General features: G+C 63.4%; 19 protein-coding genes and 1 riboswitch. Of the genes, 8 read left to right on the plus strand and 11 right to left on the minus strand.

Annotated elements, in window-relative coordinates; genetic code table 11:
• Window positions 1-20: 20 nt before the first annotated feature.
• The 9 genes from V8359_RS05560 to V8359_RS05600 are packed head-to-tail and all read right to left on the minus strand — an operon-like array spanning window position 21 to window position 7,458.
• Entirely contained in the window at window positions 21-926 is a 906-nt protein-coding gene (locus V8359_RS05560) for an energy transducer TonB family protein (RefSeq protein WP_336427731.1), read from the minus strand.
• Window positions 926-1,315 carry an ExbD/TolR family protein gene (locus tag V8359_RS05565; RefSeq protein WP_336427732.1) on the minus strand — a complete coding sequence of 130 codons (390 nt, stop codon included), beginning with the start codon at window positions 1,313-1,315 and terminating at the stop codon, window positions 926-928. The genes V8359_RS05560 and V8359_RS05565 overlap by 1 nt, the downstream gene beginning before the upstream one ends.
• A 5-nt stretch (window positions 1,316-1,320) precedes the next feature.
• On the minus strand, window positions 1,321-1,698 hold the full coding sequence (locus V8359_RS05570) for an ExbD/TolR family protein (RefSeq protein ID WP_336427733.1): 378 nt from the start codon (window positions 1,696-1,698) through the stop codon (window positions 1,321-1,323).
• On the minus strand, window positions 1,698-2,360 hold the full coding sequence (locus V8359_RS05575; protein ID WP_336427734.1) for a MotA/TolQ/ExbB proton channel family protein: 663 nt from the start codon (window positions 2,358-2,360) through the stop codon (window positions 1,698-1,700). The genes V8359_RS05570 and V8359_RS05575 overlap by 1 nt, the downstream gene beginning before the upstream one ends.
• Before the next feature lie 12 nt (window positions 2,361-2,372).
• On the minus strand, window positions 2,373-3,050 hold the full coding sequence (locus tag V8359_RS05580) for an adenosylcobinamide amidohydrolase (RefSeq protein ID WP_336427735.1): 678 nt from the start codon (window positions 3,048-3,050) through the stop codon (window positions 2,373-2,375).
• The gene (locus tag V8359_RS05585) at window positions 3,047-3,805 is read right to left on the minus strand and encodes an ABC transporter ATP-binding protein (protein WP_336427736.1); all 759 of its coding nucleotides are present in this window, start codon (window positions 3,803-3,805) and stop codon (window positions 3,047-3,049) included. Before V8359_RS05585 ends, V8359_RS05580 begins: the two co-directional genes overlap by 4 nt.
• A complete protein-coding gene (locus V8359_RS05590; RefSeq protein ID WP_336427737.1) occupies window positions 3,802-4,785 on the minus strand; it encodes a FecCD family ABC transporter permease in 984 nt (327 codons plus the stop codon). The genes V8359_RS05585 and V8359_RS05590 overlap by 4 nt, the downstream gene beginning before the upstream one ends.
• Entirely contained in the window at window positions 4,782-5,651 is an 870-nt protein-coding gene (locus V8359_RS05595) for an ABC transporter substrate-binding protein (protein ID WP_336427738.1), read from the minus strand. Before V8359_RS05595 ends, V8359_RS05590 begins: the two co-directional genes overlap by 4 nt.
• Window positions 5,638-7,458, minus strand: a complete 1,821-nt coding sequence (locus V8359_RS05600) for a TonB-dependent receptor plug domain-containing protein (protein ID WP_336427739.1) — start codon at window positions 7,456-7,458, stop codon at window positions 5,638-5,640. The genes V8359_RS05595 and V8359_RS05600 overlap by 14 nt, the downstream gene beginning before the upstream one ends.
• A gap of 135 nt (window positions 7,459-7,593) precedes the next feature.
• Window positions 7,594-7,807: riboswitch (cobalamin riboswitch) on the minus strand.
• A 391-nt stretch (window positions 7,808-8,198) separates the two neighbouring features.
• On the opposite strand from V8359_RS05600, the gene V8359_RS05605 reads away from it, so the two are divergent.
• Window positions 8,199-9,485: an MFS transporter gene (locus tag V8359_RS05605; protein WP_336427740.1), complete on the plus strand. Its 1,287-nt coding sequence runs from the start codon at window positions 8,199-8,201 to the stop codon at window positions 9,483-9,485.
• A 100-nt stretch (window positions 9,486-9,585) separates the two neighbouring features.
• Here V8359_RS05605 and V8359_RS05610 read toward each other — a convergent pair whose 3' ends face one another.
• Complete coding sequence (locus V8359_RS05610) at window positions 9,586-10,959, minus strand: aspartate aminotransferase family protein (protein WP_336427741.1); 1,374 nt, start codon at window positions 10,957-10,959, stop codon at window positions 9,586-9,588.
• A gap of 149 nt (window positions 10,960-11,108) precedes the next feature.
• Between V8359_RS05610 and V8359_RS05615 the strand changes: the two genes are divergently transcribed.
• Window positions 11,109-12,431, plus strand: coding sequence for an NAD(P)/FAD-dependent oxidoreductase (locus V8359_RS05615; RefSeq protein WP_336427742.1), 1,323 nt, complete (start codon window positions 11,109-11,111; stop codon window positions 12,429-12,431).
• A 77-nt stretch (window positions 12,432-12,508) separates the two neighbouring features.
• On the plus strand, window positions 12,509-13,609 hold the full coding sequence (locus V8359_RS05620) for a mandelate racemase/muconate lactonizing enzyme family protein (protein WP_336427743.1): 1,101 nt from the start codon (window positions 12,509-12,511) through the stop codon (window positions 13,607-13,609).
• Between the two features lie 9 nt (window positions 13,610-13,618).
• On the opposite strand, the gene V8359_RS05625 is transcribed toward V8359_RS05620, so the two are convergent.
• Complete coding sequence (locus V8359_RS05625) at window positions 13,619-14,893, minus strand: NAD(P)/FAD-dependent oxidoreductase (RefSeq protein WP_336427744.1); 1,275 nt, start codon at window positions 14,891-14,893, stop codon at window positions 13,619-13,621.
• A 112-nt stretch (window positions 14,894-15,005) separates the two neighbouring features.
• On the opposite strand from V8359_RS05625, the gene V8359_RS05630 reads away from it, so the two are divergent.
• The 5 genes from V8359_RS05630 to V8359_RS05650 all read left to right on the plus strand — a co-directional run bounded on the left by V8359_RS05630 (window position 15,006) and on the right by V8359_RS05650 (window position 19,142).
• Window positions 15,006-15,404, plus strand: a complete 399-nt coding sequence (locus tag V8359_RS05630; protein ID WP_336427746.1) for a rhodanese-like domain-containing protein — start codon at window positions 15,006-15,008, stop codon at window positions 15,402-15,404.
• Window positions 15,405-15,692: 288 nt separating this feature from the next.
• Complete coding sequence (locus V8359_RS05635) at window positions 15,693-16,142, plus strand: DUF805 domain-containing protein (RefSeq protein WP_336427747.1); 450 nt, start codon at window positions 15,693-15,695, stop codon at window positions 16,140-16,142.
• A gap of 4 nt (window positions 16,143-16,146) precedes the next feature.
• Window positions 16,147-16,908: a hypothetical protein gene (locus V8359_RS05640; protein WP_336427748.1), complete on the plus strand. Its 762-nt coding sequence runs from the start codon at window positions 16,147-16,149 to the stop codon at window positions 16,906-16,908.
• On the plus strand, window positions 16,901-18,217 hold the full coding sequence (locus V8359_RS05645) for a hypothetical protein (RefSeq protein ID WP_336427749.1): 1,317 nt from the start codon (window positions 16,901-16,903) through the stop codon (window positions 18,215-18,217). The genes V8359_RS05640 and V8359_RS05645 overlap by 8 nt, the downstream gene beginning before the upstream one ends.
• On the plus strand, window positions 18,180-19,142 hold the full coding sequence (locus tag V8359_RS05650; protein ID WP_336427750.1) for an AAA family ATPase: 963 nt from the start codon (window positions 18,180-18,182) through the stop codon (window positions 19,140-19,142). The genes V8359_RS05645 and V8359_RS05650 overlap by 38 nt, the downstream gene beginning before the upstream one ends.

Below are 19,142 nucleotides of genomic sequence, written 5' to 3' on the forward strand. Positions count from 1 at the left end.
CGGACTGCGCGCCCGGTGCGTTACCTGTGTTGGAACGCGATCGGCAGGTTGAAGGAATAGCTGGGTTGCCCAAGGCCACGCGGCGCGGCCGGATACCGGGTGCGCCGCACCGCTTCGACCGCCGCGCGATCAAGCGCCGCATCGCCCGAGGATTGCGCAACGCTCATCCCCAAAAGACGCCCCTGCCGCGACACCGTTATGCGCAGCTTGGTCGTGCCGGACGCAGTGGTGCCACGCGGATAGCGTTTGCGCCGCTCAATGCCGTGCCGGAGGGCTGCGCCCCATTGCGCCATCAAGCTATGACGTTGCGCCTTCGAGATCGTGGCGGCTGCGGCCTGTTTCGTCACACCCGCGCCCTGACCGCTATTGCTGCCGGACGAGGTCTGCGCGGTCGCACCTTTCTGCGCGGGCTTTGCATCGGCGCTTTTCGCTTGGGGCTTGGGGGCCTCGGGCGCGGCGCGTTCGGGCTTTTGGACAGGCTTGGGTGTGGGGGCGGTCTGCTCCGGGCGTTGCTGCGGGCGTAGCGACGCGGTGGGCGCGTCAGACACCGGCGGTTCGAAACTTTGCCTGTCGGTTTGCGGCAGGGTGTCATCGGGCAATGCCGGAGTTGCGGGTGCGGGCCGCTGCATAGGCTGCGCCGGCCTATCCCGCGTCTCTGTTGGAGCAGCGATCGCGACCGGTTCGGCCTTGGGGGCATCCATCTGGGAAGGTTGCATGGCCTCAACCGTCTGCATCGTCTCGGGCGGCTTGCTCCATGCTCCGACCAACTCGCTCATCTCCCCCGTGGCCGCGGCGAGCGTGACCGAAGCCGCACCTTCGTCTCCTGCCGCTGGCGTGCCAGCCCCGTTGCCTGCGTGCCATGCCCACGCGCCCAGATGCGCGGCGACGGCAAGGCCGCCAAAGGTGAAAAGCTCGACGATCCGCATCAGTCAGGTCTCGTTGCCAAGTGAAGGTTTTCGAACCCAAGGGCGCTCAGCCGCCCAAGGACGCGGGCAAGATCAGCCGCCGGAAGCGCACCATCGACATTCAGCGTCATCGGCATCTGTCGGTTCTCCTCATCCATCGCGGCCAGCATCGCCCAAACCGCCTCCGCGCGGGCCTCTCCCATGGCGAGCACGCCCTCACGTGTGACGTAAAGCACGCTCTCGGCCACCGCTGCCTCCGCGCCACTCGCGGCGGGCGGACTCACCTCGACAGGCGGCGGTGTGCTGATCTGCGCGCTCATCAAGAAAAAGATCAAAAGCAGAAAGACCACGTTGATCATCGGCAGGGCCGGTTCCGAGGCGCGTCGCATGCGGGAGGTCGAAAAATCCATGCGCCCTACTCCACCAACACCAGACGCGCAAAACCCGCTTCCGAGAGTGTCTCGATCAGGTCCGCCAACCGCTGAACATCCGCGCCGTCCACCCCGCGCAACACGACGATATCCTCGTTCGTTTCGGTCAGGTCCCGCAATGCAGTAACCAAGTCGGCCAGCCCAAGGGCTCTCCCGTTCAGGCGCAGCTCGTCCGGCCCAACGGTAACAAGGCGCGGCGGCCCTGAATAGTCGCCCGCGCCGCTGCCTCCCGACAGGGGCATGGAAGTCTCTCGCCCGAATTGCGCGGCCAGCATGAAAAAGACCAACAGCAGGAACACCACGTCAATCAGCGGTGTCAGCCCCGGCCGCCTGCGCGGGCGATATGCGGCAAAGCTGAACATCAGCCGCGACGCCCCGCTTTCTGTGAGCCGGCTTCGGGAATACCGGGCGCCGTGAAGACCTGCGTCGCCGCGTCCTCCATGTCGGCCTGCGCGCGCTCCACCACGCTTTCGAACCAACTCAGCGCCATCGAGGCGGGGATTGCCACAGCCATACCTGCCGCCGTCGTCAGAAGCGCCTCCCAGATACCCCCGGCAAGGATCGCGGGATCGGCACTGTTACCGCTTTCCTCAAGCGCCTGAAAGGCCTCGATCATGCCCAGAACCGTGCCCAGAAGTCCGATAAGCGGCGCGATTGTGGCGATGAGCTCAAGCGCCCGAAGGCCGCCCCGCGCCTCGTTGAGGATGCGCTTTGCCTCGCGCTCGGTCTCTTCTCGCGCCGCAGCGGAGCCAAGTGCGGTATCAGACCGGTTGCGCATCGCCGCCAAAGCCAACCGCGCCCGCAAACCCCGCCGACCATCCAGCAGGTCGCACGCCTCGGCGTGCTGCCCGGCCTTCCACATCGTCACCGCGCGGCCTGTCGCCTGCCCGGCCCACGCGCCAGTCACCACAAAGCGCCACACCTTCCACAGGATCAGGGCAAGGGTCACCACCGACAGAACCGCGATCAGCCAGAGCGCGGGCCCCCCGCGTGCCAGAAAGTCGATCAGACCATTGGTATCCATCGTGTCTCTCCCTCAGTTCCGTCCGGCCGGACCGGTCAGTTGCGGCGCGGCCCTTACGGTGGTCAGCCAATCGCGCGCGCCCTCGAAAACTGCGTCATAGACGGCCCGCCCCACCGCCTCACCGATATCCGTGTGCAACCCGGCATAAGCGGCCAATCCCGGGCGTGCCGCGATCGCGACACAGTCTGTCCCGGTCCCGGTTGCCACGCCGGTCGGCAACGGCAGGTCCGCATCCATCACCGCCGCGGTGCGGGCCTCGACCGCGATACTCATCGCCTCGAGCAACGCCGCATCGGTCAGCCGCCGGTTAAGCCGGATCGCCACATTGATCGTGCCCCAGTCCTGCCCCGTGCGGTCCATCCGCGCGCCCACCCGCTCGGCATTGGAAAGCCCAACGGTGGTGACCACATCTGCCCGCGTCGCCGCGGCCGTCGCCTGCGCGACATGATACCGGCTTACGTCGCGCGACGTGAGAAACGCCACCGCATCCGAGGCATTCCGCGCCTCAAGCTCCTGTGCGAACCAGCGCGTCACATCCAGGTCTACCGGCAGATCGGCATTGCGCACCTCACGCCAGACGATACGGCGCGCATCGGCGAAACCGGGCCGATTGATCGCCCAGCTCAGAACGCGCATCTCGGACCCAAGATCAAAGTCCAACCATGGCCGATTCAGCGACACGCCTTTCATCTCAGCACCTCCAGTGGCTGATAAACAGGGCCGTGTTCCGTCTCTCGGTACCATGCGCTGATTCCGAAGACCTCCGCGATCCGCTCAGGCGTCATGACCTCGGCCGGCGGACCATCCGCGACAAGCCGCCCCTCGCTCAGCAATAGAAGCCGGGTGCAATGACGCACCGCAAGGCCCAGATCGTGCAGCGAAACAAGCACGGATCGCCCCTGCCCGGCGAGGGCGACGAATGTCTGCATCGTGGCGATCTGATGCGCCGGATCAAGGCCCGCGATCGGTTCATCCGCCATAAGAAGCGGCGTGCCCTGCGCCAGCGCACGGGCAATCAGGACGCGCGTCTGTTCGCCCCCCGAAAGTTCGGTCGCGGGCCGGGTTCGCAGATGAGATAGCTCCATCCCCACAATGGCCCTGTCTATGGCCGCGCGATCCGCCGGGCCCGGGCGTTGACCGGCACCAAGATGCGGCAAACGGCCAAGCGTCACCACGGTTTCGACACTCACCGGCCAGGCGATCTCACGCGATTGCGGCATCCACGCGACGCTGCGCGCGCGGTCGGTCGCAGACAGCTCCGCAAGCGAGCTGCGCCCCCCGTGCGGCAACAAACCCAAGGCCGCCCGCATCAGTGTCGTCTTGCCCGCGCCATTGGGACCGATCAAGCCGATCACCTCACCCTCGTTCAATTGCAAGGAGATGTCGTGGAACACGTTCCGCCCTCCCCGCGTGACCGAAAGCGTCTCAAGCGTCAGAAGGCTCATATCCGGGCCCTCCGCGTCTTGACGATCAGATGCAGGAAAAGCGGCGCACCGATGATGGCTGTCAGCACTCCAAGCTTCAGGTCCCGTTCGGGCAGGATAAGTCGAACCGCGATATCAGCCGCCAACAACATGACCGCACCGCCAAGGGCCGACGCCCAGAGAAGGCGCGAAGGCCGCGCACCCACCAGCGGCCGCAGAAGATGCGGAACCACCAACCCAACAAAACCAATAGCGCCCGCCACCGCAGTGCCCGCCCCCACCACACAGGCCGTGCCGACAATCAGCATGAGCCGCAGCCGCATGAGGTTAATCCCCATCGCTTCCGCCGCGTCCTCGCCCAGTGTCAACGCATCCAGCCCCCGGCCAAGTGCCATCAGAAGCCCAAGGCCCATCCCCATGAACGGCAGAATGATCCAAACATGGGTCATGGACCTGTCGGCGAGCGACCCCATCATCCAGAACACGATTTCGCTCGCGGCGAAGGGGTTTGGCGACAGGTTCAGCACCAGGGACGTGAACGCGGCGGCCAGCGCCGAAATCGCGATTCCGGCAAGGATCAGCGTAAGCGAGGTGCCGCGCGGTCCCGCAAGCGCAAGGATCAGCAGGACCGCCGCCAGCGCACCGGCAAGCGCCGCCAAAGGCAGGGCAAGCGCGAACATCGCCGCAAACCCCGTCTGAAGCGCCAGAACAGCACCGAAAGCGGCCGACCCCGACACGCCAATCAGCCCCGGTTCGGCCAGCGGGTTGCGCAGATACCCCTGCATTGCCGCCCCGGCAAGGCCAAGACTGCCCCCGATCAGCACCGCAAGGATGGCGCGCGGCAGGCGGATTTCACGCATGATCATCGGCAAAGGCCCCTCGCCCCCGCCCATAAGAGCGCGCAGGCTCTCGGCCCAACCCACCTGCGCCGGCCCCACCATGAGCGAGCCCGCAAAAAGAAGCGCCACGACACACGCAAGAGGGACCAAGACCCGCGTCATTCGTCCGTGCCCTTGAGCGGGCCGAGCGCGTTGCGTGCTTGAGCCAGTTCCTCGATCGCGCGCAACACGAACGGCGTGCCGCAGACCCAATCACTGTCAGTCATCGCCGCCGTGCCGTTTGCGCCGCGCAACTCCTTGACCACAGGATGTTGCAGAATGGCTTCCGACCGCGACGCGCCGGGATATTTTTGCGCGGTGATCACGATATCGGGGTCAAGCGCCGCCAAAACCTCAAGCGGCATCCGCGCGCCCGACGCATAGCCGGCACGCAGAGCGGCATTTTCAAATCCCGCCGCCTCAAGGATATCGCCCGCCAGCGTCTGACCGCCCAAGGTATACCCATTGGCATAATAGAGCACCGCTTCGGGACGCGGGCCATCCCCAGCCCGAAGTTCGGTCAGACGGGACTCGAACTCGTCGATCATGGTCTGCGCCGCGTCCTCACGGCCCAGCACCGATCCCATCTTGGCGATCCGCGCCGCCACTTGGTCCAGACCTCTGGTCGTGTCGAAAATCGCCACCGGGATCCCCAAGCGGCGCAGCATTTCAACAGTTGCAAGATTGGTATATTGTCCGGCCAGCACAAGGTCGGGCTGCATCAGGTAGATTTCTTCGGCCAGTCCATGATTGACGCGATAGGCGCGCGCCTCCTCGACCATGGGGGACATCAGCGGATCCTGCGCGATGTCCGAGATCGAATAAAGCTGACCCTCTGCCGCCAGCATCATGGCAAGCTGATCTGTGCAAAGATTCATCGACACCACGCGCTCGGGCGTCCCGGCTGCGGCATCTGCCGCATAGCCTGTCGCGGCACCGGCCACCAAGGCCAGCGCCGCGAAACGGCCTATGATCTCAGAAGGACGCACGGACCCCGACGAACGCTGTGCGCCCCGGTGTGTTGAACCCGCCGGCCGTCTCGTAATCCTCGTCAAAGAGGTTCTCGACACGCAGATAGGCCTCGGCCCGGTCGGTCACGGCGAAGGTCACACCCGCCCCGACCAGTGTATAGTCCCCGACCTTGTTGTTGGCGGGGGCAAAGGCGCTTGGCACGATATCAGCGACGTGACGGATATCGGCCTCGGCTGTGACGCGCTCACCGATCTCACCCGTGATGCCCAGCGTGACATCATGCTTGGGCGTCCGCGTCAGGCGCGCACCGTTCGTTTCAGCATCGGTATAGGTATAGTTGCCATAGACCGTGACTGCGCCGTTCAGAGCATATTCCCCCGAAAGCTCGATCCCTTTGGACGTGGTCGTGCCCGGCACCTGATTATAGCAGCCGAAACCGCTGCCACAGGCCACGGCGGTCGTGTCGAACTGGATCAGATCGTCGATTTCGGTGTGAAACAGGGTTGCCTTGACAAAGCCCGCGTCGCCAAAGCGTTTTTCGACGCCCAACTCGTAGCTGATGCTCTCTTCGGGTTCCAGGGTAGGATCGCCAAATCCGCTGAACCGCTCAAAAAGCGAAGGCGCGCGAAACCCTGTTCCGGCCACCGCGCGAAAGGCGAGATCCTGAACCGGGCGCCACACAGCGGCGATACGGCCCGTCGTCTTGCCGCCGAAATCGGATTCGTCGTCATGGCGTATCGCGGCCGAAACATCCAACGCATCCGAAGGGCTGAACAGAAGTTCGGCCTGCACCGAATTTGTGTCGTTATCGCCCACGGCCCCGGCCTGAAACTCTTCCTCGGTCCGGTCGAACCCGAAGTTGAAGGTGGTCGTCGGGCTGATCTCATAGCTGCCCAGATATGAGAATTGGCGGCGTTCTCCGTCAAAACGGGGGGTAAAGCCGCCCGGATCACGGCGTGCGATATCAAAAAACGCAAAGCTCAGGGTATGGGTGACCGGTCCGGTGCGGACCTCGCCAAAGACGCGATATCCGGTTTCCTCGGTATCGACCTCGCCGCTGTTGTTGGTCGCAGAGCGGTCAATCTCAACCGACCCGTCGCGATAGAAAGCTGTGGCGCCCAATGTCACGTTGTCGCTCAGGTCATATTCGCCATAAAGGATGAGCGTATCCTGTTCGAAGCCGTCTTTTTCCGGGTCTCCCGCCCGTGCCGAAATTCCTTCTGAGGTGGTGCGCCCGTAGGTCAGCGCAATCTCGCCCCGCACACTCTTGACGCCCATGTTGAGCGTGCCCTGATACGTCTCGTTGCCTCCGGCTTCGGCCGTGAAGTCCCCGGAAAAGCCAAGCTCTTGCGGGCGATAGCTGGTGATGTCGATCAGCCCGGCTATGGCTTCGGAACCGTAAAGCGCGGATTGCGAGCCCTTGAGCACCTCGATGCGGCTGATCCCCGAGGGCGTGAGCCCGCCGAAATTGAACTGGTTCTGCACGCCCGAAGGGTTCGCCACGTCGATGCCATTGACCCGCACACTGACATAGCGGGCCGGCAGGCCGCGAATCTGGATGTTGCTGGACGCGCCCAACCCGCCATTCGCGGTCGAGCTGACGCCCGGCAACCGGTCAAGCCGGTCAATCACGGTCGTGTCCGTGGTGCTCAGTTTCTCGGCGTCGACCACATTGACCGATGCGCCGCTGCGCTCGGCTTCGATGGGCGAAAGGCTTCCCGACACGACGATCGTATCAAGGTCGAATGCCTCTTGTGCCGTTGCCGGCTGCATGAATGTGATGGCTGTTGTGCCCATGAGGGCCGCAAATGTCTTGCGTGTCATGTCCTGTAGTCCCTTCCGATCGCCGCGCGGGCGATTGACTTGTGTATATCTGCGGAAAGGATTCAGGGCTCCCGCAGACGGTGCGATTGCCACCACTACGGAAAGGTCCGTTATCCACGGCGCGCCCCGCGCCCGGATAGGGTGATCACCTCGGCAGGTCTCCTGACTTGCGGGTCAACGCTTGGCCGGGTCTTCCCACCACGCCCAAGACGCGGCAGTGACATACATCCGGCTTCGCTCACCGCCTACAGTTGCGGGGGCAGTCGCGGAATTGGCGCATTTGCATGCACCGCACCGCGTTCCCTATTACCCGGACATATGCGCCCGGACCGAAGCTCCCCGGCTTTAGCGCGAGTCCTGTCACGAGGAAAGAGAAAATTCGGGTCATATGGCTCCTACGATAGGCCCCGGTCCCGGATGAACGCCGATTTGTTCCGCGCGTCATGGCAAGGCCGATACGCCTGAAAGGCCGGTATCGGGTGCGGTGGTTTCACCTTCGCGCCACGCTCTCCTTCAATGCCGCATTCGCCCCCGGTCACTGCAAGAAGGGGCGCAAAACAGGCAGGAACGGTCCACTCTGCACAGTTTCTACGCATCTAATAAGATCATTGACGGTATGGGCTGCGTGGTGTCGCAAAATGTATCTTGTCCATGTGCGAATCCGTATACTGCAGTGCAGCATGTGCGCAGAGCTTGCACCGATCCAGTGACCACAGGAACCTCGCAAAGGCGGGCCTTTCATGATCAAGTTGTTATCCGGAGTTTGGGCTCTTCTTCTCGGCATCGTGCTTATCATGCTGGGAAATGGCATGCATTTTACCCTGATCGGCCTGCGCGGCGGGATCGAGGGGTTTTCGGCATCTGAGCTGGCTGTTGTCACGTCGGGGTATTTTCTGGGCTTCCTGTCGGGCGCGCGCTTTACTCCGGTTTTGATACAGCGTGTCGGACATGTGCGTGTCTTCGCCGCGCTCGGCAGCTTCATGTCGGCGGGCCTGATCGCACTGCCGCTCCTGACCGAGCCATGGGCATGGACCTTGCTCAGGATACTTGTCGGCTTCTGCATGTCGGGCATCTATGTCACGGCCGAAAGCTGGCTCAATGACGCCTCCACAAATGAAACGCGCGGCAAGGTGCTCTCGGCCTACATGATCGCGCAGACGCTCGGGATCATCGGGGCACAAGGGCTCTTGACGCTGGGCGATGCCGCAACGTCGGCGCTGTTCATCGCGGCCTCGATACTGGTGTCGATTTCGTTCGCGCCGATCCTGTTGTCGGTCACGCCGGTGCCGATCGTCGAAGTCGCGCGCCCGATGTCGCTGAAGAATCTCTTCGTGGGCTCGCCACTTGGCACGGTCGGGATTTTTCTGTTGGGAAGCGTCTACGCGACACAATCCGGCATGGGCGCAGTATTCGGCAGTCAGATCGGGCTTACAGCATCGCAAATCGCCTTGTTCGTCGCGATGCTGTTTGCCGGGGCACTGCTTCTGCAATACCCGATCGGATGGCTGTCGGACCGGATGGATCGCCGTAAGCTGATCTTCGGGGCGGCCACGCTGGGCGCGGTCTCCTGCGCCATAGGATGGATCAGCGGCGATGGGCTATGGGCCCTGATGGCCGCCGCCTTCTTTGCCGGTGGGGTCACGACGCCGCTTTATGCGCTGTTTCTGGCCTACACGAACGACTCCCTCTCGGCCGAGGACATGCCCGCCGCATCGGGTGGCCTTGTCTTTACCTTTGGCTTGGGGGCCATCGTGGGCCCGCTCGTGACCGGTTGGACGATGCAATGGCGCAACCCTCATGCGTTTTGGCTGACGCTTGGCACGACATTCGCCGTGATCGCGATTTATGCGCTTTACCGGATGACGCAACGCGCGACGGTGCCCGTCGAGGAGACGGAAAGCTACCTGAACATGCTGCCCACCGCCTCGACCGTGGCCGTTGAGGCCGCGGGCGAATGGGCCGCCGAACAGGCCGAAGCCGAGCGCAACGAAGAGGCCGCGTCATCGTCCGGGTCTGACCAAAGCTGACCTATGGCGGCGCGGGCCTGCGCCCGTCGCGCGGCCGCCGACACGCAAAAGGGCCGGATCGCTCCGGCCCTTGTCATTGGTTCGGATCTATCGGGCAGGCTCAGCCGAGAACAGTCTCGACGGCGCGCTTTGTGGCGGCGACCACCGTATCGGCCTCCTCCTTGGTCAGGCAGAAGGGAGGTGCGAACCCAAGGATATCCCCCTGCGGCATCGCCCGTGCGATCACGTTGTCCTGCTCCAGAAGCTTTGCCGACACCTGCGGACCGATCTTCTGCGACGGATCAAAGAATACGCGATCGTTGCGGTCCTTGACGAATTCAACCGCGCAAAGCATCCCTTCGCCGCGCACGTCGCCGACATGGGCATGGTCCCCCAGCGCGCTCTGCATCTCGGCATTGAGATAGGCGCCCACCTCACCGGCATTCTGCACAAGGTTCAACTCGTCGATCAGCCGCAGGTTCGCCACCCCCGCCGCCGCGCCGATGGGGTGCGCCGAATAGGTCCAGCCATGCCCGATGGGGCCGTTTTCATCCGTGCCCTGCTCAAGCACTTTCCAGACCTTGTCGCCCACGATCGACCCCGAAAGCGGCGCATAGGCCGAGGTGAGGCCCTTGGCGATGGTGATGATGTCGGGCGCGATCCCGTAATGGTCCGACCCGAACATCGTGCCAAGCCGGCCAAACCCCGTGACCACCTCGTCGGCGATAAGCAGGATGTCATGCTTTTTCAGAACCGACTGAATTGCGGCCCAATAGCCTTCGGGCGGCGGCACGATGCCCCCGGTACCCAGAACCGGCTCGGCCACGAAGGCAGCGATGGTGTCCGCGCCCTCTCGCTCGATCATCGCCTCAAGTTCGGAGACGCAATGGGCGACGAACTCTTCCTCCGTCTGATCCAGATCGTTGCGGCGGAAATAATACGGCGCTTCGGTGTGGAGCACCTGCTCGACCGGCAGGTCGAACTTCTTGTGGAAAAGCTCGAGCCCGGTCAGCGACCCTGTGACAAGACCCGACCCGTGATAGCCCCGCCAGCGCGAGATGATCTTCTTCTTCTCCGGGCGGCCCAGAATGTTGTTGTAATACCAGACAAGCTTCACGTTCGTCTCGTTCGCATCGGACCCGCCAAGGCCGAAATACACCTTGGACATCCCTTGCGGCGCGCGGTCGAGGATCATCTTGGCCAGAGTGATGCTCGCCTCGGTGCCATGGCCGACATACGAATGGTAATAGGCCAGTTCACGCGCCTGCGCGGCAATCGCATCTGCGATCTCCTCGCGGCCATATCCCACGTTGACACAATAAAGCCCCGCGAACGCATCCAGAAGTTTGGTGCCATCGCGATCCTCGATATGCGCGCCGCTGGCGGTGCGGATGATCCGCGCCGCGCTTTCCCCACGCGCGTGCTGTGCCAGATGGGTCGAAGGGTGAAAAAACGCCTCGCGGTCCCACTGTTCAAGTTGATCGTTTTTCAGCATGTCACATTCTCCGCCTGACCGTGATTATCGCCAAGCCCTAGCCGATTTAAAGTCCCACTGCCACCCCTGCGCACAGGGTCACGCGTGCCATTGTCAACCGCGCGGTGCCGCCCTACGGTCACGTATATTCGCAATCATAGGAAATAATAATGTCCGACCCCGCCACGGATGCGTCGATCTGGCTTCCCGACTGGACGGCGGCCCCCTATTGGCACGAGGCCGCGCCAGCGGAAACCACGGACGCGAGCCCGCTTGCGCAGGAGACAGACGTGCTGATCGTGGGGTCCGGTTATACCGGCCTCAACGCCGCGATAGAAACTGCTGGCGCCGGTCGTGATACTCTTGTTCTGGACAAGGACGCACCGGGGCACGGGTGCAGCACCCGCAACGGCGGCCAGATCGGCCACAGCATCAAGCCCGGCTTCGAAACTCTCGCCCGCCGCCACGGGGCCGACCGGGCACAGGCCATTCTGGATGAAAGCCGCACCGCCCTTCACTGGATTGAAGACCGTATTGGCACGCTCGGCATTGACTGTGATTTCAACCGAGCCGGGCGCTTTCACGCCGCACACTCGCCGCAAATCTACGAGGCACTCGCCCGTCACGCCGAGGCAAGCACTCATACCGACGGCACCGAGGCATTCGCGGTTCCACGCGCCGAGCAGCGCCGGGAACTGGGCAGCGATCTCTATCATGGGGGCGTGGTCTATCCGCAGGATGCGGGGCTTCACCCCGCACGCTATCACCAAGGCCTGCTGAAGGCGGCGCGCGACGCGGGGGCGCAGATCACCGGCCACTGTGGCGTCACCGCCATCGCGCGCACCGCCCGGGGCTTTGACGTCCAAACCACCCAAGGCACGGTGCATGCCCGTGACGTGATCGTCGCCACCAACGGCTATACCGGCACCGCCACGCCATGGCTGCGGCGCCGCGTCATTCCCATCGGCTCGTATATCATTGCCACCGAAGAGCTGCCTGCCGATCTGATGGACCGGCTCTTTCCAACCGACCGCGTGATCAGCGACACCCGGAAGGTCGTCTATTACTACCGCCCCTCGCCCGATCGCCGCCGCGTGATCTTCGGCGGGCGCGTCTCGGCGGGCGAAACAGACCCCGCCCTCAGCGGCCCACGCCTCCACGAGGAAATGCGCACGCTTTTCCCCGAGTTGCAGGGCACGCGCATCTCGCATTCATGGCTGGGGCACGTTGCCTATACCTTCGACGAAGTGATGCATGTCGGGCGGCATGAGGGCGTGCATTACGCGATGGGTTATTGCGGCACCGGCGTCTCGATGGCCTCCTATCTCGGGATGCGGCTCGGACAGAAAGTTCTGGGCACGCCCGAAGGCGCTACGGCCTTCGATGACCTACCCTTTGCCACCCGGCCATTCTATACCGGCACGCCGTGGTTCCTGCCGCCGCTCGTCGCATGGTATCGTTGGCGCGATCGCATGCAGCGCCGCCGCGCATAGCCACAGCGTGCGTTGACATTGACGACTGAATCGTCACCACTTCGCGGCGACACTACAGCATTACGGGATGCCGCAAGATGAAACTCATTTCGATCGAGACTTTCGCCAATGAATTCGTGGGCTTCGTCCGCGTCACCGCCGAAGATGGCAGTCAAGGGTGGGGCCAGGTCTCGACCTATCACTCGGACATCACGGCACAGGTGCTGCACCGGCAGGTCGCACCATGGGTGCTTGGTCAGGACACGACCGACCTTGATGACCTGCTCGATATCGTGACCGAGCGCGAACATAAATTCCCCGGCTCCTACTTGCGCCGCGCCCTTGCCGGTCTCGATACCGCGATCTGGGACATGCGCGGCAAACAGGCGGGCAAGCCGGTGGCAGAACTGATCGGCGGCTCCGCCGGAACAATCCGCGCCTATGCCAGCTCGATGAAACGCGACATCACCCCCGCCGACGAGGCCGCCCGCATGCAGCGCCTGCGCGACAGGTTCGGCTTTGACGCGTTCAAGGTGCGCGCCGGGGCCGAGGTCGGCCGGAACCGCGATGAATGGCCCGGTCGCACGGAAGAGATCATACCGACCATGCGCAAGGCCATGGGCGATGACGCTGCGCTCCTGATCGACGCGAATAGCTGCTACTCGCCCGACCGTGCCATCGAGGTGGGCCGCATGCTCGAGGATCATGGGTTTTCCCACTACGAAGAACCCTGCCCCTACTGGGAGTTGGAGCAGACGAAAGAGGTGACCGACACGCTGGATATCGACGTCACCGGAGGTGAACAGGATTGCGACCTGCCCACATGGCGCCGGATGATCGAGATGCGCGCGGTCGACATCGTGCAACCTGACATCCTTTATCTTGGCGGCATCTCCCGAACGCTTCGCGTCTGCCGAATGGCCGAGAATGCTGACCTTCCGGTCACGCCGCATTGCGCCAACCTCTCGCTGGTCACGCTCTTCACGATGCACCTGTTGCGTGCCATCCCGAACGCGGGCAAGTATCTCGAATTCTCGATTGAGGGCGACGATTATTACCCGTGGCAGGACGGGCTTTTCGTCGAAGACCCGTTCACCATCGAGGACGGTCACGCCCGTGTCACCGATGCCCCCGGCTGGGGGATCGAGGTCAACCCGGAATGGCTCGCCCGCTCACAGTATCAGGCGAGCACGCTCTGAGCGTCGACACTAAAGGCTCTTCCACATCTGGTTGGCCACGAATGCTGCACGGTAAAGCGGCGACATGAGTGGGGCCAAACGGTCCCGCTCAGGTGCCGTCACCGGCAACGGCAGGCAATCGGGGTCGCCGCCGCTCATCAAATCGGCCATGGCGTGCCCGAAAATCGTGCCCGTCGTGATGCCCCGGCCGTTATACCCGATGGGTGCATAAAGCCCCTCCTCAAGCCGTAGGATACGCGGCAGGTGATCCGGTGTCATCGCGATCTGGCCATGCCATGCCTCCTCGAAGGCGACATCGCCGAGATCGGGAAAAAGCCGTCGCAGTTTCCGCCTCGCCCAACGGCACGACAGGCCCGACTGAGCCGTGCCCACCACTTCCCCCATCGAGCCGATGATCAACCGCCCCTCGGCGTCGCGACGCAGGGAAAACATGATCGTGCCGGTGTCCCACAACCCCTGCCCGCCGGGCAGGATATGTGCGGCCCGCGCGCCCAGCGGCTCGGTCGAGATTTGAAAGAACGGGATGCGCGTCAAACACCGCTCAAGCCCCGGCCAAAGGTCATCCGTATAGGCGTTCGTCCCAAGCACCACGTTGCGGGCGCGGCATGTGCCCGCCGTGGTATCGACGTGCCAAAGACCGTCCTTTTGCCCAAGGCCCTTGGCGCGGACCCCGGTCACGATCCGGGCGCCCTGCGCCCGTGCCGCGCGGGCAAGACCCCGCGCATAGCCCATCGGCTGAACCGTGCCCGCTCGTGTATCCCTGAGCCCGCCGTGAAACGCCTCGGACCCGGTGAGGCGTGCGACCTCCCCCCGGTCAAGCAGGTCGACCGGCGCTTTCAGGCGCTGCCACTCGGCGTGCCGCGCCTCGAGGTCGCGCAGGCCACGCGGCGCATGGGCGGCGTGAATCGTCCCGTTGCGCACCGGGTTGCACCGAATCTGATGACGTTCAATCAAGGAAAAGACATAGTCCGGCGCCTCGCTGAACCGCCGCACAAAGCGCGGGCCATACGTCTCGCCCAGAAGATCGCAGACCTTGGCGGGCGGCAGCCATGCCGCGGCATTGACCAAGCCCACGTTGCGCCCCGACCCGCCATAGCCCACGTCCTGCGCTTCGATCACCTGAACCGATAGCCCCTTCTGAGCCGCGTGCAACGCCGTGGACAGCCCCGTATAGCCACCGCCGACAACAGCCACATCCACAACCTGATCCGCAAAGATATCGGATGCAAGGTCAGGTTCCTGTGCCGTGCCGTGCCAAAGTGAGATTGCCGTTGCCGAATTCATCATGCGCCTCCTCACGCCATGGACTCGCTGCCGCGGGTCCGTTTAGTGATGAAGCAGATCATTCACGCTGTCTATGGCAGCCACGCCCTGACCCGCGAAAAGGAGCCTCGACATGCCGACCCTCAAAACCACGGCCGCAGACATGGTCGCCGCCGCGCGCCAACGCATTGACGAGATCGACACCGAAACGCTGATCGCACAACAGGATGACCCGGACCTCGTGATCGTCGACATTCGCGATGTCCGCGAACGGCACAAGACAGGCCACATTCCCGGAAGCATCCACGCGCCCCGTGGGATGATAGAATTCTGGGTTGACCCTCAAAGCCCCTACCACAAGGACGTGTTCGCGCAGGAGGGGAAACGATACGTCTTTCACTGCGCCTCGGGTTGGCGCTCGGCCCTGACGGTGGCGACGTTGCAGGACATGGGGTTCAACGCCGCCCATCTTCGCGATGGCTTCTCCGATTGGGTGAAACAGGGTGGTGCCGTCGCCCTGCCTGAAAAGTAACCCCGCTTGGACAGCCCGTTGGCGCACATCTCTGACAGATCACTCATCTCCCTGCGATGAAAAACAGGCATCATGCGTCGGCTGCGCATGCGGCGACATTGCCGAAGTCCAAGGCTGGCCAATCTGCGTTCGGCTTCGAGCTGGCCATATGGCCACAGCACCGCAGAGGTCTTCGCCCGACCGGCACCACCTGAAAAATTGCTGACCATGACGGGGTTACAAAGTCTTGAACGAATGTTCGGCCTCGCCTAGTCTGCTGCCAACCATTTTGCACAAAGGGACAAGGCCATGGGATTCAAAGAAGCAATTCGTACAGTACTGAAGGAGAAATACGCCACATTTCAAGGCCGTGCGCCACGGTCGGAATTCTGGTGGTTCGTACTTTTCGTAACGCTTGTCGGTGTTGTTCTGATGGGCCTCGCCTTTGCCTTGGACGGTGGCCGGATGATGCAAGGCCGCGATCCCAACGCACTCTCCATGATCTTTTTCGCACTCTACGGCATCTTCTATCTTGCCGTCCTCATTCCCGGTATCGCCGTCTCGGTGCGCCGGCTGCATGACCGCAACATGTCGGGCTGGTGGTATCTGGGCATGATCGTGGCCAGCTTCATTCCGTTCGTGGGGATCATCGCCTCGATCGCATTCCTCGTGATCATGTGCCTCAAAGGCACGGACGGTGAAAACAAATATGGCCCCGACCCGCTGAAAGGTCCGGCCAACGCCGAAGTCTTCTCGTAAGACAATGGCGCGGTTTCGCGCCTCGGGCCCCGCGCTATGGCTGTGCGGGGCCGTTTTGTCTGTGGCGTTCGGATGCGCCACAGCGGCGCAGGATGCGCAGCCGGACATTTCACTTGTCGATCCCCCGCGCGCGGCAAATCAGGATTATGTCACCGCTGCACGTGATGCGCGTATTCAGACCGACATGCGCTATGCCGATCACTTAAGCGCCGCGTATCTGACCGGCGACAACCCGAACATGGAACCCACAACACCGTCGCGCGCGCCGTCACCGGTCCGCATTGAGGGTGGATTCGGCGTGTTCCTGATGGTCGCCTTGATCGTGCTCCTGCTCTTTCTCTGGCTGCGCTTCGGAGGCACCGGGGCGCTGCTGTCCGCCTCCCCCAAGGACAATGATGGGGCCCCGACCGCGCCCGACGCCTGGCAGATCAGCACGGACGAAGCCGCGATGGAGGGCCAGAACCTGATCGACCGCATCCGCGCAATGCCCGATCGCCGCGCGGCGCTCGTGCATCTGCTTCGCCACGCGCTGCTTGCAGCGGGAGAGGACAGTCAGACCCGTTTCGCCCGCTCCGACACCGAACGCGAGGCGTTTGCCCGCCTGCCCGAGGGCTGGCGGCACCGCGACATGCTGCGCTTCATCCTGCGCGCTGCCGAACTGGCGCATTACGGTGGCCGCCCCGTTTCGGAGGAGGCGTTCGAAACCGCGCTGCAACAGGGGGCTGCCATCCTTGGCACCGGGCAAAGGGGGCGGCACCATGCGTGACAAGGCCCCGTTTTTCGTGGTCGCTGGCCTCATCGTTCTGGGGCTTCTGGGACTTTTCATGCTGCGCGCCGGCGATGAGGGGCGCCGCGTCGACCGCTCGGCAATCGGCGTGCATGGGCTGGGTCTCGTCGTGCGTGAGGCCGGCTTGAATCTGCGCCAATCCCATCCCCGCCTTTCGCCGCATATACGCGATCTGTCGATCAGGGTTTTCGCCCTTTATGACACCAATCTTCTGGGCGACGACCCCGCCCCCGAAACCAAGCGCGACCTCTTCTTCCAGAAAACGCAAAAATCCATCACGCTCGACGATCTCCGCACCAAGCTTTCGGAGCTGCCAACGGTCCTTCTGCTGCCCAAGTGGACCACCGGCATGTTTGAGGCTGGCATCGCCCATGAGCTGACCCTGATCCCCGCCCCCTCGATCAGGCGGGTGACCAGACAGCTTGGCCTTCGCGGCCTGTCGCTGCGGCGGGCGGGCCCGTCCTTTTCCGATATCACGGCCGACGGGCACGCGATCGCGCTCTTTCATGCTCAGGGGTTTGAGCCGGGCTCGCTCCCCGCGATGTGCCGCCCCGAAGTCACGGCGGGCGAGCTTGTCCTCGTGATGTCCTGCGACGTTCCCGAAACACAGCAAATCACATGGATCGTTGCCGACCCCGACCTGATGAACAATCACGGGCTGGCGAATGGAGACAACCGGGCCATGGCGCTGACGGTTCTGCGGGCGCGGCTTGATGGGGATACGCGACCCATCTATCTCGACACCAGCGGCGAATTGCTCACCTCCTACGAGGAAGCCGAGAGCGAACGGCAGGAATACGAACGCTCGCCCACCGATCTCAGCCGGTTTTTCGACTATCCGTTCAATGTGCTTTGGGCGATGCTGCTGATCGTTTTGGGCGTTCTTTACTGGCGCGGCGCGCGGCGCTTCGGACCCATCGCCAAGCTGACCGATCAGGGGCGCGAGATGTCTCGCACCGCCACTATCGCCGCCAAGGGCCGGCTCCTGCGATTGTCAGGCAATGACGGACAGCTTGTGGCGGATTTCGTGCGCGCACAGCTACTGGATCTCACGCAGCAAACCTTTGGCCCCGATGTCGGTGCGGCAGGGCAAAAACGGTTCTTTGCGCATCTCGCCCGGCAGGATGCGAGCCTCGCGCATGACTTCGAAACAACAGCCCACGGCCTGATCTCGAACGCCGCTACCCTTCCCCGCGGCGAGCTGTACCGCCAGCTCGGCCACTATAAATCTCTTCTGGAAAAAGTTGTGAATGCTCATGGATCTCTCAGAATTTCAAAGAACCGCTGACACCATCCGCTCCGAGGTGGGCCGCGTGGTCCAAGGTCAGGAAGGCGTCGTGGATTTCCTGCTCACCTCAATCTTCGCACGCGGCCATTGTCTTCTCGAAGGTCCGCCGGGCACTGCGAAGACGTTGCTTGCACGGTGTCTTGCTCAGGTCATATCGCTTGATTTCGGGCGGGTTCAATTCACCCCCGATCTGATGCCGGGGGACGTGTTGGGGGTGAACCTCTACGATTTTCAGTCGGGGAGTTTCCGCCTGACCAAGGGCCCCGTGTTTACCGACATCCTTCTGGCCGATGAAATCAACCGCGCGCCGCCAAAAACGCAGTCGGCGCTGCTTCAGGCCATGAACGAGCGCGAGGTGACCATCGACGGGACGAACTATCCGCTGGGCGGCGAGTTTTTCGTGATCGCCACGCAAAACCCCATCGAACAGCATGGCACATACCCCCTGCCCGAAGCACAGCTTGACCGGTTTCTGTTCAAGCTTGTGGTGGATTTCCCCGACCGCGAGGCCGAGATTTCGATCCTTGCCCGCAACGCGTCCTTGCCCGTGGAAACCGACAAGGGCCGCACCGATCTTACCCCGGTTCTCAGCCGCGAGGCGCTTCAGGCGGGGCGCGCGCTGGTCGACTCGATCCGCTTGGACGAGACGATTTTGACTTATATCGTCGACCTTGTGCGCGCCACCCGCACCGATGCCGAAATCCTGCACGGCGCCTCGACGCGCGCGGCCGACGCGCTCGCGGGCGCAGTGCGGGCACGCGCCGCCCTTGACGGGCGCGATTATGCGATCCCCGACGACGTGCAGGCGCTCATCACGCCGGTCTTGCGCCACCGGATCGTGCTTGGCCCCACGGCCGAGATCGAAGGCCGAAGCCCGGATGACGTGCTCGCCACCATCGTCAACCGGCTGGACGCTCCGCGCTAG

It is taken from the genome of Roseovarius sp. E0-M6, from assembly GCF_037083845.1.
In the GTDB taxonomy this organism is placed as follows: Bacteria; Pseudomonadota; Alphaproteobacteria; order Rhodobacterales; family Rhodobacteraceae; genus Roseovarius.